Here is a 16,302-nt window from a genome sequence, read left to right as displayed (position 1 = left end):
AATAATAACACGTCAAAAAGGTGATTGCTGATTTGATGTAAAAATTTTACCGACCAATTCGATTGTTCTTTAATTATTGTGCTGATGCCTTGTTATAAGGCATCATTTTTTTTAAACCATTGCTCCGCTTTATCGATTAGTTTTTGTGTAGAATCATAATGCATTGGTACTTTGGGTATTGATTCTGTAAAATATTTTCCGTATCTTGCATTAACAATTCGAGCATCGCAAACAAAGACAATCCCCCTATCGGTTGAGGAACGTATTAATCTGCCAAATCCCTGTTTAAATTTAATAACTGCATTTGGCAGAGAGAGTTCCATAAACGGATTTTGTTGCTGCTTCTTCAAAATAGCTGATTTTGCTTCAACTACGGGATGGTTTGGTGGTTGAAAAGGCAATCTAACAATTACTAAAGATGATAAATCATCCCCTGGTATATCTACACCTTCCCAAAAAGAACTTGTGCCTAAAAGAATCGCTTGGTCAAAGGATTGGAAGTTTTTCTTTAAGCGTGCTCTACTACCACTAGTAATTCCTTGCCCAATCAACATATATTTGTCCGTCTCCATCGTTTCTTTTAAAACATAATACGCTTTTCTTAACATCTCATATGAAGTAAACAATACAAGCATTCGACCAGATGTTATCTCAGCTAAAGAAATAATTGCTTCTGCTGTCGCATAGACAAAATCATCTATATTTCCGTACTTGATGTTCGGGAAATCATTTGGCACAAACATTTGAACTTGTTGATCATAAGCAAATGGTGATTTAATTTGTTCTGTAATGCATGAATGTAATGATAGACCTAATCGTTTCTGCATAAACGAGAATGATTGATTCATCGTTAGTGTGGCGCTAGTCATCACAACACTTTCTTTTTCATGGAAAAATTCGTTTTCTAAAAGTTCGGCAACATTAGCTGGTTCGCTATACAAAAATACAGAGTGATTTTGACCTTTTTTATCTATTTCAATCCATTTAATTTGTTCCACTTCTCCATCTGAAAAAAACATTAGCTCTAATCCATCTATATACCTCTGTAACCATTCGACCATTTGTAATAATTCTTCTCGGTGATTTTTTTCCGATTGATCTTCTTGGCTAATTCTTTCTTCAACCATAAAAAGAATATGAATTAGATCTCGAAAGTATAAACTTAATCGAGATGACATATCTAATATTACTTGCCACGATTCACCAGTTTCCTTCTCCATATCCATCCGATACTGTATCCTACCTACATCACTTAAAGCTTGGTTACTCAAATGTTGTTGAGAAACATAATGATATATAGCTTGGAAAAGATCTTCAATCTCTTGTTTTGCATTTTTTAACGTTTCATTCCATTCATGTAATGGAATATCACCATTAGATAATTGATAAGCTTGTACATAATTACCAAAAAGCTTATCTTCCTCGGAGGAGCCCATTTGATTACATGTAAATTGCATACTCATGTAGTCCATTTTTAAACCATAATGATGTGCTGCTTGTTCTTCAAAATGATGTGCTTCGTCAATGATTACTCGTTCATAAGAAGGAAGAAAAGCATAATCATTAAACATATCGGTACATAATAAAGCATGGTTTGTAATTATTATATTTGCTCGTTGAGCTTTTCTTCTTGCTTGTTGGTAATAAGAATATTGGAACCAAGGAGACTGAGGGTTAATCGACTTTTCTGTATCCGCGGATATTTTTCTGAAGAATATATATCCACTAGTCGGTAATTGTACTTCATCTATATCACCGGTTCCCGTCTCCGTAATCCATATTAATAACATTGCTTTTGTAAGTGCTACATCATAATTGTCTTGACCTTGCTCATAAAGCTCAATAGAGAATTTTTCCAAACTAATATAATGGTTTTTCCCTTTTAATAGTGTTGCCTGAAATGGAATATCGCTTATTGCATGTATGAGCGGAATCTCCTCATCTAACAGCTGGGATTGCAGCTGGGTAGTATGAGTACTAATAATTACCTTTTGTTTTTGTTTTACAGCATAGTATACAGCTGGTAAAAGATATGCTAATGATTTTCCAGTACCTGTTCCTGCCTCAATTAGTGCATGTCTTTTGGAGGTAAATGCATCATAAATGGTTTCTGACATTTCTTGTTGACCAGACCGTTTTTCATACATTGGGAGATGCTGGGATAGTTTACCACCATCTTCATAAATTGTATCTAAGTATGTACCAAAGGAAGTTTGGACATTATGTACTTGTTTTACATCAACATCTTTCATATGAAACGCTAAACCTTGAAAAGTTTGAATAGATGGATGATTATCAGTAGAAAAAGCTAATTCGTCCAACCTGTTCAGTAAAATTTCTTTGATATCAGAAATGAAAGTACCTTCTAATTTTAGCCACTGTTCAATTGTTTCATATGGTAATTGATTTATTTTATCAATAAGCTTTTGAAATAATTTCGCCGTTACATATGCATCAGACAACGCTCTGTGTGGATCATCATGCTGTAAGTTAAAATGATCCGATAATTGACTCAATTTATATCCAGGGGCTGTCGGGAATAAAATTCTTGATAATTCAACTGTATCTAATACTTGATTATGCAGACGATCCATTCCATTTTCTTTAAGTTCAGCATTTAGGAAACCTAAATCGAAATTTACGTTATGTGCAATGATGTAACTATCTTCCAGTAGCGATTTTATTGTCGAAGCTTTTTCCTTAAATACAGGAGCATCGACAACATCTTCATCAGAAATACCTGTCAAATTAGTAATAAATGGTGGAATTGGCTGATCTGGATTAAAGAAAGTTGTTTCAGTATCAATAATTTCATTGTCTTCAATAATTACCATACCTATTTCAATGATCTTGTCATTTTTTGATGGGGCGTGTCCAGTTGTTTCTAGATCGATTACTACAAAACGATTCATATACATTTCACCTCCCTTTCTTCCACAGAATTAAAAATAGGAAAACGGATAAGTGTCTCTATGACATTACAGTACCGTCATTGGAGGTTCTTGTTCTATCATTTGCTTCACACGGTTTGTCTCGTCCATAATTGCAACTTTCGGATGAAAAGTTTTAAGTTCTTCTTGTGATAAAAGTGCATATGCAATGATAATTACAGTGTCTCCCGGTTGGACAAGTCTTGCAGCTGCTCCATTTAGACAGATCGTTCCACTATTTTTTTCTCCAGCTATAACATAAGTCTCTAATCGGGCACCATTATTATTATTTACGATTTGTACCTTTTCATTAGGTAGAATATCAACTTGTTGTAGGATAGCTTCATCAATTGTGATACTACCTACATAATTTAGGTTTGCTTCTGTTACAACTGCTCGATGAATCTTACTTTTCATCATCGTACGATACATGATTCCATCTCCTGTTCTAAACGTTCAAAATCTTTACCTATTTTCAACCATTTTCCAAATAATAATATTTAACTAGAATTACTTTCAATAATCCTGGTAAAATATAAAATCGAGTTATCATGAGAATTGTATTATGTTCAAGCACATTTTCCTCTTTTTCAATGATAGCAGGATTTCTATCACCGTCAATAACAAGTTGTGTTACTATTTTTAATCAACAGAGACTTCATGACCTCATAGTTAAGAATTCATGAATCTGATTAGTTTGATCGTGAAAACCATTTGATGTCAGCAGAATATAACTTTATTGGGCTCCCTTCTGAAGACTCTACTAATAGAGCACCTTCATCTGAAATTCCTAGAAACTTACCTACCCATTGTTCATGAAATGTAGTGATTTCGATTTCTGAGCCAATCTTAAAAGCATGTTTTTCCCACTGCTGTTTAATATAATGAAATCCATGTTTTACATAATTGTTATACGTACGTTCAAATTGTAATAAAATCTGCTGTAAAAGTGTATGTTTTTCAAAGGTGTGTCCCGTCTCTTGGAATAAAGACGTGGCTATATTTTGTAATTGTTTATCCCAATGTTGCCTTGACTGATTCACATTTAATCCAATCCCAATAAGAATATATTGAACCTGATCTTGTTCAGCTTGCATTTCTGTTAATATTCCACATAATTTTTTCTGATTAATTAAAATATCGTTCGGCCATTTAATTAATGGATCGATATTTGTCATTTGCTGAATTGCATTTGTAATAGCCACTGCAGTGAGTAACGTCAATTCTGACGCACGATTTGGAGGGATGTTTGGGCGCAGAACTATTGTCATCCATAGTCCGTCTCCATTAGAGTCCCAATTTTTTTGAACCCTACCTCTTCCAGCTGTTTGTTGATCAGCTATTATAATCGTTCCGTGTGATGCTCCATTCTGTGCTGCTTCGTGACCGACAAGTTGTGTAGAACCTACAGATGTTTTATGGATGATTTCTTTACCTAACCAATCTGTTTCTAAGCCCCATCGTATCGTATTTGTACTGATTTTATTGGGGGATTGGATAATGCGATAACCTTTTCTCGGCTTAGCTTCAATCACATATCCATCTTTTTCCAATTCTTTCATATGTTTCCAAACAGCGTTGCGTGATATATTTAGTAGTTCAGAAAGGCGTTGCCCAGATGCATAAACTTCATGATTATTAGATAGTATCTCTATTAATTTGGCTCTTGTCGATTGCATAATACCCATTCCTTTATTAATTTTTTCTCATTAACTAATTGCATCGTTACTACTAAATATTCGACCTCTTCTAATATATTTTTTATCCACTTCCCTTTTGCGCGATGTGGAAACCAATCCATTAGATCATTTCCATCTAAATCCAATTGTGATCGCTGCTGGATAGGAAGTGATGCGCTTATTTCTTGTAATAATTCGTGTTGAATAGTAGTGTTATCTATAACGAAGACCGTACGCATCCATCCAGCCCATAGTTTCTTTGGAAGAATATAGAGAAGCCAATTGTTTAATCCATTAGACTGATAAAAATGATAAGCGTTAATTAGTTTCAAGGCATCATTCTTAATATTGTTGGAGCACTTATAATTCCTTGTCCAATCATGAATTTTTATCGTTGGTTCTAATAGATGGAATATTGCAATCACTTCTGCAAATGATTGAAGCGGAATGATTTTATCTTTCATATCTTTAAAAATATTACTATACCCTGCTTGAAATATCGGAAGCTGCTCATCCAGACGTAAATCTATAATATATTGAATTGCCTTAGCAACATGTTGTCCTTGAAATAACTTTGTAAGCTCTACGGTTATCCTTTCTATTGCAAGATGTTGAATTTGTGACCGTATTGCATACATCGCTTCTAAAGTATCCTTTTGTATCGTACAACCCAACTGACTTGAAAAACGAACCGCACGAAGAATTCGTAATGCATCTTCTTGAAATCGCTCTTCTGGATTTCCGACAGTACGAATTAACTTCTTTTCTAAATCTTCTTGACCATGAAATAAATCCGTTATACGCCCTTTTCTATCCATTGCCAATGCATTTATGGTAAAATCACGTCGACGTAAATCCTCCGCTAAATTCGTAACAAAACGCACGTCATTTGGTCGACGATGATCGGTATATTCCCCATCTTGTCTATAAGTTGTGACTTCATACGATTCTCCTTCATGTCGAACAATGACTGTACCATGTTCGATACCAACTGGTATGACCTTATTAAAAAGTTTCATAACTTCATTAGGAGTAGCAGAAGTAGCAATATCAATATCATGAATTTCTTTTTGTAAAAGTAGATCGCGAACGCATCCACCTACAAAATATCCTTCATGGCCATTTGAAACTAATGTTGATAATATTGGTGAAGCTTTTAGGAAAGGTTCTGATATCATATTTCCACCTCTGCCTTATTTGTTTTCTTGTAAAAGTGTATCATATAAGGCTTCATATTGATTTACAATCGTCTCTGATGCAAAGTATTTTTTTACATGTTGTAATGCATTTTCTGAGAATACATTCCATTTATTATTATCCATTAATAGGTCTGTTGCATATTTTGCAGCACTTTTACTATCTCCTAAATCAACTATGAATCCAGTTTCTTCATGAGTAAGTACTTCTGGTATTCCACCAATGTTTGTTCCAATACTTGGAACTCCGCATGCCATTGCTTCTAATAACACTAAACCAAAGCTTTCTTTTTCAGACATTAACAACATAAGGTCTGCCATGGACAATATATCACTGATATTATTCTGTTTCCCTAAAAATTGTACTTTATCTTGAAGACCAAGTTCATTTACTAAACGGACCATATCTCCATATTCAGGTCCATCTCCGATAAGTAGTAATTGGCTGTTAATGTTTTTTTGAACTTTTTCGTACGTATAAATTACATCTTGTACTCGTTTTACTTTACGAAAATTAGAAATATGAATGAGTACTTTTGTATCCTCTTCTATTCCAAATTGATACTTTAAATTTTGCATGTTTTTTGGATGATACTGCTGCTCATTTATAAAATTATGAATAACTTCTATGGATTTATCTATATCTAACATCTCATTCGTTTGTTGAACTAAGCTATGAGATACTGCAGTAACAGCGTCTGAATGTTCAATTCCATGACGAATAATTGATGTAAATGCGTTATCGATTGCTAATACAGTTATATCCGTACCATGGAGAGTCGTTACGATTTTGACAGGGTGTTTCGCTATATCTTTAGCTAAGATGGCACAAATAGCATGAGGCATCGCATAATGTACATGCAAAATATCAAGTTTTTCACGGTCGATAACTTCTGCCATTTTAGCAGCAAGTGTAAGATCATATGGTGGGTATTGAAAAACTGGATAGTGGCTCATTTCTACTTGATGATAATATACTTTTGGGTATACTTTATCTAATCGAAAAGGAACACTTGAAGTAATAAAATGTATCTCATGCCCTTTTTCAGCTAATAGCTTTCCTAGTTCTGTAGCAATTACACCTGACCCACCGACAGTTGGATAACAAGTGATGCCTATCTTCTTCACAGTGTCCCTTCTTTCTCTTGTCTCTCTTTGATGATCTCTCTCCATTTCAAATCGCCTCTGCTGAGACCATGAATAAAGATCTCTGCACCTGCAATATTCGTTACTAATGGTATCTGATGTACATCACATAAACGCATTAATGCACTTACATCAGGTTCATGCGGTTGTGCAGTAAGTGGATCGCGGAAAAAGATAATCATATCCATCTTTCCGTTAGCAATCATAGCTCCAATTTGCTGGTCTCCACCAAGTGGTCCAGATTGAAAACGGTGGATCTTTAAACCTGTAGCATTTGATATTTTTAAGCCAGTTGTACCAGTAGCATATAAGCTATGTTTTGATAACACATGCGTGTATGCAGTAGTAAATTGAATCATGTCTTCTTTCTTTTCATCATGTGCAATTAAAGCTATATTCATGCCTTATCCCCCTCGTTATAAGCTTACAATAAGTTCTCCAAACCATATACAAGTTCTTCTAAATCCATAACTTGATTGACACATTCCTTTATACCATCCATAAACGAAGCACGATTCATGGAGTCATGACTGATTGTTAATGTTTGACCAGCACCACCAAAAATAACTTCTTGATGTGCTACTAATCCCGGTAGACGCATACTATGAATACGCATGCCGTTCATATCCGCACCTCGAGCACCTGGTAATGTCTCTTCTTCATTTGGATGACCTTGTTTTTTACTTTCTCGTACGTCTTGAATTAATTCTGCTGTTTTTTTAGCAGTACCTGATGGTGCATCTAATTTTTGATCATGATGTTTTTCTATTATTTCTACATCTGGGAAGTATTTCGCTGCCATTTTAGAAAATTTCATCATTAATATAGCTCCTATTGCAAAATTCGGAGCAATGATACACCCTCGTTTCTGTTCTTTAGCAAGTTCTTTAAGCTCAGATAATTGTTCATCCGTAAAGCCTGTTGTACCTACTACTGGTCGTACTTTATATTGTAGTGCTGTTTTGGTATGTTTATAACCTACTTCAGGGATTGTTAAATCAACAAAAACATCTGCTTGATGCTGCTTTAAGCACGTATCAAAATCTGTGTAAATAGGAACTTGAAGATCATCTCGGAATTGTTCTAGCTCACCTAAAGTTAATCCATCATGTTTATGATCTAAACAAGCGACTAGCCGAAAAGATTCCTCATTTGTAATCATTTGTACAGCTTCATATCCCATTCTTCCTCTAGGTCCAGCTAAGATTATATTAATTGCCATGTTTTATTCTCCTTCTTCTTTTCTCGTCCAACGATTTTTATCTCGAGTTTCAAATTTTTCTATGGATTGTTGAAATGCATCCGATAATTGAAAATCAAGTGAATTTGCGAAGCAAGCGAGTACAAATAGAATATCACCGACTTCTTCTTCTACGGTTTTTACATTTTCCGTATGTTTTTTGGGTTTTTCACCGTAATAATGATTAATTTCTCTCGCAAGTTCTCCAGTTTCTTCACTTAGCCTAGCCATTAATGCTAATGGTGAAAAATAGCCTTCTTTAAATTGAGATATATACTCGTCGGTAAGTGATTGAATGTCTTCAACTTTATGTACGCGTTTTGTCATTAAAAACTCGCCTCCATCTTCCATACTACCCTTTAATGGTAGCTAAAAGACACCGTTTTGACAAATAATAGGGTTTTAAGATTTGATTGTTTGTTGTCTAGAATTTGTCTATAATTAAGAATGGTTTTGTATTTTTCGAAAAATCAGCTTAAGGAGGATAGGTTATGTTCGGATTGAAATTTAAAAATATAGGTTTTATATTACTCGGTGCAGCAATATTCTCATTTGGAGTTGTACATTTTAATATGCAACACAATCTTGGTGAAGGTGGTTTTACAGGTATTACGTTGCTTTTATATTTCTTGTGGGAGATAGATCCAGCTATTAGTAATTTAGTACTCAATATCCCAGTGTTTTTTATTGGGTGGAAATTATTAGGGAGAAATACATTTATGTATACTGTCATTGGTACATTTGCTGTTTCTTTCTTTCTTTGGCTATTTCAATTAAATCCCTTTCCAATTTATTTGGAAAATGACATGACGTTAGTAGCTTTATTCGCTGGAGTATTTATTGGTATTGGGCTTGGAGTTATTTTTCGGTATGGTGGTACTACAGGTGGAGTAGATATTATTGCTCGAATTGTAAATAAATATATAGGCTGGAGTATCGGTAAAGCAATGTTTGTCTTTGACTTAGTTGTCATTGTTACATCGATTTTTGTTATTCTTGATCTAGCTCAAGGAATGTACACGCTTGTAGCCGTCTATATCGGAGCAAGAGTAATTGACTTTATTCAGGAAGGTGCTTATTCTGCACGAGGTGCGATGATTATATCGAATCATAATCAAGTAATAGCTAAAGAAATCATGGAGAAAATGGATCGAGGAGTTACGATTTTAAACGGTCAAGGAAGTTTTTCTAAAGAAAAAAGAAATGTACTTTACTGTGTTGTAGCCCGAAATGAAATCGTTCGCTTAAAATCAATTATTGAACAAGCTGATCCACATGCGTTCGTATCACTGACTACTGTTCATGATGTGATGGGTGAAGGGTTTACGTTAGACGAAAACAAAAAACCAATTGAAATCTAAATTAACAACAAAACACCCATCGGATATGCTGATGGGTGTTTAAAACATTACTATTCACGATTTGCCGCATAGATAAGAATAAATCTGACTAATTCTGCTACAGCTACAAGTGCAGCTGCTACATAAGTCATTGCTGCAGCATTTAATACCTTCTTCGTTTCACGCTCTTCATCGTTACGGATAACGCCAGCTGAAATCATTTGGGTCATTGCTCGATTAGATGCGTCAAACTCTACAGGTAAAGTTACTAGTTGGAATAATACTGCTGCTGCAAAGAAAATAATTCCAAATAGTAATAAATTAGTCGCACTAAATATGATACCTGCGATAATTAAAAACATGGAAATATTTGACCCGAAGTTCGCTACAGGTACTAATGCACTTCTAAACTTTAAAAATGCATATTCTTGTTGATCCTGAATAGCGTGTCCAACCTCATGTGCTGCTACAGCCGAAGATGCCATTGAACGACCACTGTAAATTCCTTCAGATAAATTAACGATTTTCTTACGTGGATCATAATGGTCCGTTAACGTACCTTTTACTCTGCCAATTTGTACATCATATAGTCCATTATCATCTAAAATCTTACGAGCAACATCTGCTCCGGTCATACCAGAGGATGTTGGTTTCTTCGAATATTTTGTATAAGTGCTTTTAACCTTCGCTTGGGCAAGCATTGGTATGATCATTAACAAAGCAATGTAAATTAAATATGCTCCTAATCCCATGTTTCATTCCTCCATATATTATCTCTTAAGGTCAATTTTAGTCAGGTTCCTTTCGTTAGTCAACTGATTTGTCGTTTTTACGAGCTTTCTTTGAGGCTTTTACTTCCGCTTTATATTTTCTCCAACTTACATAAGATAATGTACCAATAATACATCCTCCAACAATTAGAACCCCTAAAGTAAAGGGGGAAAGTAATATCCCATTCGATATAATTGAATTTGAAGATAAACTACTTGCTGCAACAGAGTGAACATCAAAAAAGAAAATCCCTATGAACACTGTAGTCATCAATCGGATAAGTCGTCGCTTTCTGTCCCCCATAGAGATCACCTCATCCATTTTTCTTGTTATTCCAGTGTATGATGAGATGATGGTTCATATGTCAGTTCTTCTGTCTTTGATAAATAGTTAACCAATAGGTGATCCCAATGGTAAAAATGCTTAGCCAAAACGTAAAATAGCCTATTTCATTAGAATACGATAAGAGGCTACCATACATTGGCATGTGACCAAATACGTAGTCAATAATATCGTTATGCAATACTACAATACTTGCTAATGCAAGGTGTTTCAGTTTTATTTTATAAAAAGGTGCATACAACAGCCCTTGAATTGCCATACCTAAATGAGATGCCATTAGCATATATCCTGAAGGATGTAAATATCCATCAACATAAAGTGTGAGAAGATTCATCACCACTGCCCAAATACCGTATTTAAATAACGATGTAATAGCTAAAGCCTCAATATAAGGAATATTTCTCCCCACTAAGAAGAAAAGAAGAAATACCGTGAAAAATAAACTTGCGGTTGGGCTATCTGGTACGAATGGAATAAAAATAGGCGGTGTTATTTCTAGTTGCCAGCCATACCAATAATAACCATAAATGGTTCCGAATAAATTGATAATAAGCAATATAGTTATAAATTTTTTGTCTTGTAGTATGTATCGAATCATGATAATAATGCCTCTCTTTTATGTGAAAAACACCTTTACCCATGGAAGGCAAAGGTGTTTTTCTATAATTTATTCTGCTTCTTCATTTACTGAAATAATAAATTCAGCTAATTGATCCAACTCTTCTTCAGAGCCCTGGAACTGATCAGCAGGCATTGATCCAATACCATCAGTAGCGATTGTCATAATCTCTTCTTTAGAATAGTCAATACCAACTAACGCTGGTCCTGCACCACCTTCAAGTTCTCCTCCATGACAAGACAAACAGCTATTTTCATATGCGGCATAGCCAGGATGTTCCGTATCAATGGAAACTTCAGATTCTGGAACAGGTTTGTTTGCTTCAGCACGACCTTCCCAATCAACTACAGCAGCAGAAGTATACGTTAACCAAATAACAGAAGCTAATGCTAAAAGCATCATACCAACTGCAATTGGTCTTTGGTGTGGGCGTCTTCCTGGTCCTTTATCAAGAAATGGAGCAAGTAATAATGCACCAAACGCGATACCAGGTAAAACAATAATACCCATTAACGTCCAATCTCCACTAGCAAATTCATATTTCAGTAACTCGTACAAGAATAAAAAGTACCAATCTGGTAGAGGTATATATGCAGCATCAGTCGGATCAGCCACTCCTTCTAGAGGAGATGGATGTGCAAGTGTTAAACACAAGAAACCAACTAGAAATACTGCTCCAGCCAACCATTCTTTTAATAAAAAGTTGGGCCAAAACGCTTCAGTTCTACCAGGATACTCCGAATAATCTTTCGGTACATTTGGTTTTCTTTCCGCGGAAATACGAGAATCTCCAACGAATTTCATACCTTTACCCTTATGCATTGGTTGCCCTCCTTTTTATAGTGGTCCGGAAATACCTTGTCTACGGATGAGAATAAAGTGAACTGCCAATAGTGCAAATAATGCACCTGGTAAGAAGAACACGTGAATCGCAAAGAATCTTGTTAATGTTTGCGCTCCTACAATTGTTGCATCTCCAGCTAGCAATGTTTTTAATTGTTCTCCAATAAACGGTACTTGTTCTGCAATTTCTAGACCAACTTGAGTTGCGAAGTATGCTTTGTTATCCCATGGTAATAAGTAACCTGTAAACCCTAAACCTAACATTATAAAGAATATAAGCACTCCGACTATCCAGTTAAGTTCACGTGGCTTTTTGTACGCACCTTGGAAAAACACACGTAAAGTATGTAGTAATAGCATTACGATAACAACACTGGCACCCCAATGGTGCATTCCGCGAACAATTTGTCCATGTGCAACTTCTGTTTGCAAGTAATAAACAGATTTCCATGCATTCTCAATATCTGGAACATAATACATTGTAAGGAACATACCAGATAAAATTTGAATGACTACAACGAAAAATGTTAATCCACCGAAACAATAGACAAATGCGGAAAAATGATGTGCAGGATTAACATGCTCTGGCACTTCGTGATCTGCAATATCGCGCCATATTGGCGTAATATCAATGCGATCGTCGATCCAATCATAAATCTTTTGTAACATTGTTCATTACGCCTCCCCGTATGCTTTTACTTCGCCTAGGAATAACATTCCATCCCTTACTTCCTGCTCATAAACATCTAAAGGTTGTAACGGTGGTGTACCAGGAACGTTTGTCCCATCTTTGTAATAACGACCGTTGTGGCAAGGACAGAAGAATTCGTTTGGATAACTTTCACTACCTTCCCAGGAAACAACACAACCTAAATGTTTACAAACTGGGGAAAAGGCAACAATTTCATCATTTTCATTTCGATAAACCCATGCTGAGCGATTGACTTCTGATTCATACCAACCGTCTACTTGATCAACAGTCCAGTCAATCCGTTGCGGATCTTCTGTGATATCATCGACAGCTAAACCAACGTTTGCCATGTCTCCGCCTTCAGTACTTTTTAAGACGGGATCAATTGCCATTCTTACTGGAGATATAAGCAACCCAGCTGCCATAAAACCCCCTACACCAGTAAGTGTATAGTTTAAAAACTGTCTACGGGATACTTGCTGTTTTTCATCACTCATGTTTTTCCCCCCTCTTTACAATAATCACGGACATCATAGATTAATTCAGATTACTAGGACAATACCAATGATAGCGCAATCTTATAATCCGGTCAATATATAATCGAAGGCATATGCAACAATTCGTTTAATATTGTGATATTTTTTGACAACCGGTTACCAGAATGATCTTATCAGTTCTACAGTTTGCCCGACTTGCTCTCGAATTATGCGCTGTATTTCATTTGAATTAGAAGAATCTAGTTGAATAGCAGGTAACCATACTACCTCTCCATCTAAATTCTGTGATTCTTTTCTCCAACTGGGATCAAAAGTTATAAATATGACATGTTCGAATGGTAATTCCTTCACATGGCTTGTCCATTCATTAATACGTTGTACTTCTGCTTTTTTATCAGTTGTTTTTAAATAGGTATAGTTTGGAGTTAATAATACTCTTCCCATTAATTCTTTTTCCAGTTCCTTTACTAATATATTCATCTCTTCATATTGACTAGAAAGTTTTTTTGATTCAGATGTGTTCACTATCTGGAATGGGCTTAACGGAATTATCAACGTATCGACAAACTCTTTCGCACCACCATATGTATTAATATCTTCTTTCGTCCATTTCATGTACTGTCCACTCCCCTTACTGCTTCTACGTAGTATTGTATCATTTTTCAATGGAAATTGTTATCGTTTTGCAATTGTTTAAATGAGTAAAGAATCATTAAAAAGCCGAACAAAAAAATAAATTTCGTTCGGCAAATTCTCTATGTTACTTTTGACGATTTGATGACAATTTTTCTAATTTTTTGGAGAGTTTATTAAATAGTTCTTTATCGCCGTTGTCTAATGCTTTATCAATATCAAAAATAATTTTGTTTCTCTTCTGTTCGAATAATAAGTGATCAAGTAAATTATTTGCGGTTTCTTTGTCATCTGTTGTTAAGTAATAATCCTCGGGAATAAAAGGATTTTCTTCTAACACAGAAGCATAGTATGAGTGTTGATTTGATTTTCGAAAGTTCAGCTGTACATAGAGTGGTTCATTTTGATTTAAACGAATATCGTGAAACGATTTCTCTGCATCCGTTGTCACTAAGTGATTCTTATAAAAACGAAATGGTACCTCATCCGAACAATGACTGGTCATCATAATACCTCTTGGACAATATTTCACATCTCTAACAAAATGAACATTCGCCAATAAATCACTATGGTTAACTAAGTAATTTAAAATCCACACACTTTCTCGTTTCTTTAACCGGTAATGATTAAGAAACCACTGAATAAAACTCTTCTTATCCTTGGCAGTAACTGGCGACAGCATTCCCTCTCCCCTCTCCACATTTAAATAAAGTAACGAGGTTTGGACAAAAGTATTAATCAAAATAACTACGAATGAATGGGTTTAGAAAAATCACTGCAGAAATAAAAATATACTCCACTTACCCAACGTGCCTGGTGTACCTCCAGTTACTCACATCGAGGACTCACCTAAGTCGCTATCACGAGTCTCCATATTTTTTCCTCTACGCTTATTCTAAACTTCACCCGTCTTTTGACTATTACTTTTTGTTGCCCTTACATCGTTTCGATGAACTAGTCAGGGTATTATCGTCTCTAATCTCTTACCACAATGTTGTTGCACATGTGTTCTGTGAGGTAGGAGTCCTATAGACGATTGTTCCGTGAAAAAAGCTCATTGTTCTACATCAAGTTTTAGACGCTCTACATAAGAAACAACATCTTCATCCATTGGTTCTTCCGCAATATAATTCTCAAATATGCGAATTGCTTCTTGTATACGCCCTTCTTCTGTTAAGAAATAACCATATTCTTTTAAAAAGTCGCTATCTTGTTGTAAGCTATTATATGCTTCTTGATAGCTGTTTAATGCATCTTCAAACAATTCTAATTCAACATTTGCTTTGGCAAGTTCCCATTCATAGAGTGGATCATCAGCCCCTGCTTGTTTAATGGATGTAATTAATTCAACAATATCTTCATACGCTTCTCGTGATTTCAATAGTTCAATCATAAATAAAATAGCTTCTTTATAGTCGGGTTCTAAAGCTATAGCTTGTCTTATATAATTTTCACTTTCATTGTTATAGCCAAGCTGATGGGCAATATCACCTGCTGTAAAGAATAATTCTTTTTGATATTCGTCTCTTTCAATACCCTTTTTCACCATCTTATATGCTTCCTCTAACATGCCCTCTTCCACATACACGTTAGCGAGTTGTTCGTATACGGTATGATAGTCACTATCGATTTCAATTACATGCTCCCAAGCTTTCATAGCAATATCATTTCTATCTGCTTGATGGGCAGTTATGCCATGTTTAAATAGTTTATCTGGATCTGGGTTTTCTTCCTCTTTAAAATAAGTTAAAGCTTTTTCATATTCACCTACTGCTGCCAGTGCCTCGCCTAATCGATCTTCAATATTAACGTGCCCAACACTGGTTTGTTTTTGAACTACTTTCTCATAATACGTAATTGCTTTTAGATATTCTCCTATTGAGAAAAATAACTCTCCCAAGGCAAAATCAATAATCAATTCGTTTGGAGCTAGTTGTTTTGCTTCAAATAATTTTTGCTCAGATACTTCAAATAGGCCCTGTGCTTGATATAAATCGGCTAATTGTACTAAAGCTTGAATATATCCAGGGTCATCGTTATCAATCTCATTCAAAATCGTAATTGCTAACTCATCTTCTTGCGATTCAATAAATATATCTGATAAAGATAATTTTAAATCTGTTTCTTCTGGATATTTTTCTAATAATTTCTCTAGGATAATTCTAGCTTCTATTAAAAATCCCCACTGTAAATACAACTCTGATATTGTATAGAGTTCATCATCACTGGCAATCTTTTCATATTCTTTTAACCTTGCAATTGCTTGTTCGGTCTCGTTGTTCTCTGCTAACTTCATTGCCTCTTGAATGGTATTCATTGGAACACCCTTTCTATCTTCATTCATATCTATCAAGTTTAATCATACAGAAAACAAT

18 protein-coding genes are annotated in these 16,302 nt (G+C 35.1%); 1 reads left to right on the top strand and 17 read right to left on the bottom strand.

Translation table 11 applies throughout. The annotated features are described in order from the left end of the window. Positions 1-92: 92 nt before the first annotated feature. The 8 genes from dinG to AQ616_RS06455 form a co-directional block, all read right to left on the bottom strand. Positions 93-2,912, bottom strand: coding sequence for an ATP-dependent DNA helicase DinG (dinG, locus tag AQ616_RS06490; protein WP_069685311.1), 2,820 nt, complete (start codon positions 2,910-2,912; stop codon positions 93-95). A 66-nt stretch (positions 2,913-2,978) separates the two neighbouring features. After that, positions 2,979-3,362, bottom strand: a complete 384-nt coding sequence (gene panD / locus AQ616_RS06485; protein WP_017796881.1) for an aspartate 1-decarboxylase — start codon at positions 3,360-3,362, stop codon at positions 2,979-2,981. Positions 3,363-3,622: 260 nt separating this feature from the next. Continuing rightward, positions 3,623-4,609: a biotin--[acetyl-CoA-carboxylase] ligase gene (locus AQ616_RS06480; RefSeq protein ID WP_077596466.1), complete on the bottom strand. Its 987-nt coding sequence runs from the start codon at positions 4,607-4,609 to the stop codon at positions 3,623-3,625. Continuing rightward, the gene (locus AQ616_RS06475; RefSeq protein WP_084822436.1) at positions 4,585-5,787 is read right to left on the bottom strand and encodes a CCA tRNA nucleotidyltransferase; all 1,203 of its coding nucleotides are present in this window, start codon (positions 5,785-5,787) and stop codon (positions 4,585-4,587) included. Before AQ616_RS06475 ends, AQ616_RS06480 begins: the two co-directional genes overlap by 25 nt. Positions 5,788-5,802: 15 nt before the next feature. Beyond that, positions 5,803-6,933, bottom strand: a complete 1,131-nt coding sequence (gene bshA, locus AQ616_RS06470; RefSeq protein WP_017796884.1) for an N-acetyl-alpha-D-glucosaminyl L-malate synthase BshA — start codon at positions 6,931-6,933, stop codon at positions 5,803-5,805. Then, positions 6,930-7,352 carry a methylglyoxal synthase gene (mgsA, locus tag AQ616_RS06465; protein ID WP_017796885.1) on the bottom strand — a complete coding sequence of 141 codons (423 nt, stop codon included), beginning with the start codon at positions 7,350-7,352 and terminating at the stop codon, positions 6,930-6,932. The genes bshA and mgsA overlap by 4 nt, the downstream gene beginning before the upstream one ends. A 23-nt stretch (positions 7,353-7,375) precedes the next feature. Further along, on the bottom strand, positions 7,376-8,173 hold the full coding sequence (gene dapB / locus AQ616_RS06460) for a 4-hydroxy-tetrahydrodipicolinate reductase (protein WP_069685309.1): 798 nt from the start codon (positions 8,171-8,173) through the stop codon (positions 7,376-7,378). Positions 8,174-8,176: 3 nt separating this feature from the next. Continuing rightward, positions 8,177-8,518, bottom strand: a complete 342-nt coding sequence (locus tag AQ616_RS06455; RefSeq protein WP_017796887.1) for a nucleotide pyrophosphohydrolase — start codon at positions 8,516-8,518, stop codon at positions 8,177-8,179. A 164-nt stretch (positions 8,519-8,682) separates the two neighbouring features. Between AQ616_RS06455 and AQ616_RS06450 the strand changes: the two genes are divergently transcribed. Next, entirely contained in the window at positions 8,683-9,552 is an 870-nt protein-coding gene (locus tag AQ616_RS06450; protein WP_069685308.1) for a YitT family protein, read from the top strand. 50 nt (positions 9,553-9,602) lie between these two features. Here the strand turns inward: AQ616_RS06450 and AQ616_RS06445 are convergent, their stop codons facing one another. The 9 genes from AQ616_RS06445 to AQ616_RS06405 form a co-directional block, all read right to left on the bottom strand. Beyond that, positions 9,603-10,283: a zinc metallopeptidase gene (locus tag AQ616_RS06445; protein ID WP_017796889.1), complete on the bottom strand. Its 681-nt coding sequence runs from the start codon at positions 10,281-10,283 to the stop codon at positions 9,603-9,605. A gap of 55 nt (positions 10,284-10,338) precedes the next feature. After that, on the bottom strand, positions 10,339-10,605 hold the full coding sequence (locus AQ616_RS06440) for a sporulation protein YpjB (RefSeq protein WP_017796890.1): 267 nt from the start codon (positions 10,603-10,605) through the stop codon (positions 10,339-10,341). Positions 10,606-10,666: 61 nt separating this feature from the next. After that, positions 10,667-11,242, bottom strand: coding sequence for a lipoprotein heptaprenylglyceryl N-acetyltransferase LhaT (gene lhaT / locus AQ616_RS06435; RefSeq protein ID WP_069685307.1), 576 nt, complete (start codon positions 11,240-11,242; stop codon positions 10,667-10,669). A gap of 69 nt (positions 11,243-11,311) precedes the next feature. Then, a complete protein-coding gene (locus AQ616_RS06430) occupies positions 11,312-12,085 on the bottom strand; it encodes a menaquinol-cytochrome c reductase cytochrome b/c subunit (RefSeq protein WP_017796892.1) in 774 nt (257 codons plus the stop codon). A 15-nt stretch (positions 12,086-12,100) separates the two neighbouring features. Beyond that, complete coding sequence (gene qcrB / locus AQ616_RS06425) at positions 12,101-12,775, bottom strand: menaquinol-cytochrome c reductase cytochrome b subunit (protein ID WP_017796893.1); 675 nt, start codon at positions 12,773-12,775, stop codon at positions 12,101-12,103. A gap of 6 nt (positions 12,776-12,781) precedes the next feature. Continuing rightward, positions 12,782-13,294: a QcrA and Rieske domain-containing protein gene (locus AQ616_RS06420; RefSeq protein ID WP_017796894.1), complete on the bottom strand. Its 513-nt coding sequence runs from the start codon at positions 13,292-13,294 to the stop codon at positions 12,782-12,784. Between the two features lie 156 nt (positions 13,295-13,450). Continuing rightward, on the bottom strand, positions 13,451-13,909 hold the full coding sequence (locus AQ616_RS06415) for a YpiF family protein (RefSeq protein ID WP_069685306.1): 459 nt from the start codon (positions 13,907-13,909) through the stop codon (positions 13,451-13,453). A 145-nt stretch (positions 13,910-14,054) separates the two neighbouring features. After that, positions 14,055-14,609 (bottom strand): ReoY family proteolytic degradation factor, encoded by a 555-nt coding sequence (locus tag AQ616_RS06410; protein WP_017796896.1) that lies wholly within the window; start codon positions 14,607-14,609, stop codon positions 14,055-14,057. A gap of 372 nt (positions 14,610-14,981) precedes the next feature. Further along, the gene (locus AQ616_RS06405) at positions 14,982-16,271 is read right to left on the bottom strand and encodes a tetratricopeptide repeat protein (protein ID WP_017796897.1); all 1,290 of its coding nucleotides are present in this window, start codon (positions 16,269-16,271) and stop codon (positions 14,982-14,984) included. Positions 16,272-16,302: the final 31 nt, after the last annotated feature.

It is taken from the genome of Oceanobacillus sp. E9 (assembly GCF_001741975.1).
Classification (GTDB): Bacteria; Bacillota; Bacilli; order Bacillales; family Amphibacillaceae; genus Oceanobacillus; species Oceanobacillus kimchii.
Note: the sequence above shows the minus strand (reverse complement) of the source record. Positions and strands in the feature narration are given on the sequence as shown.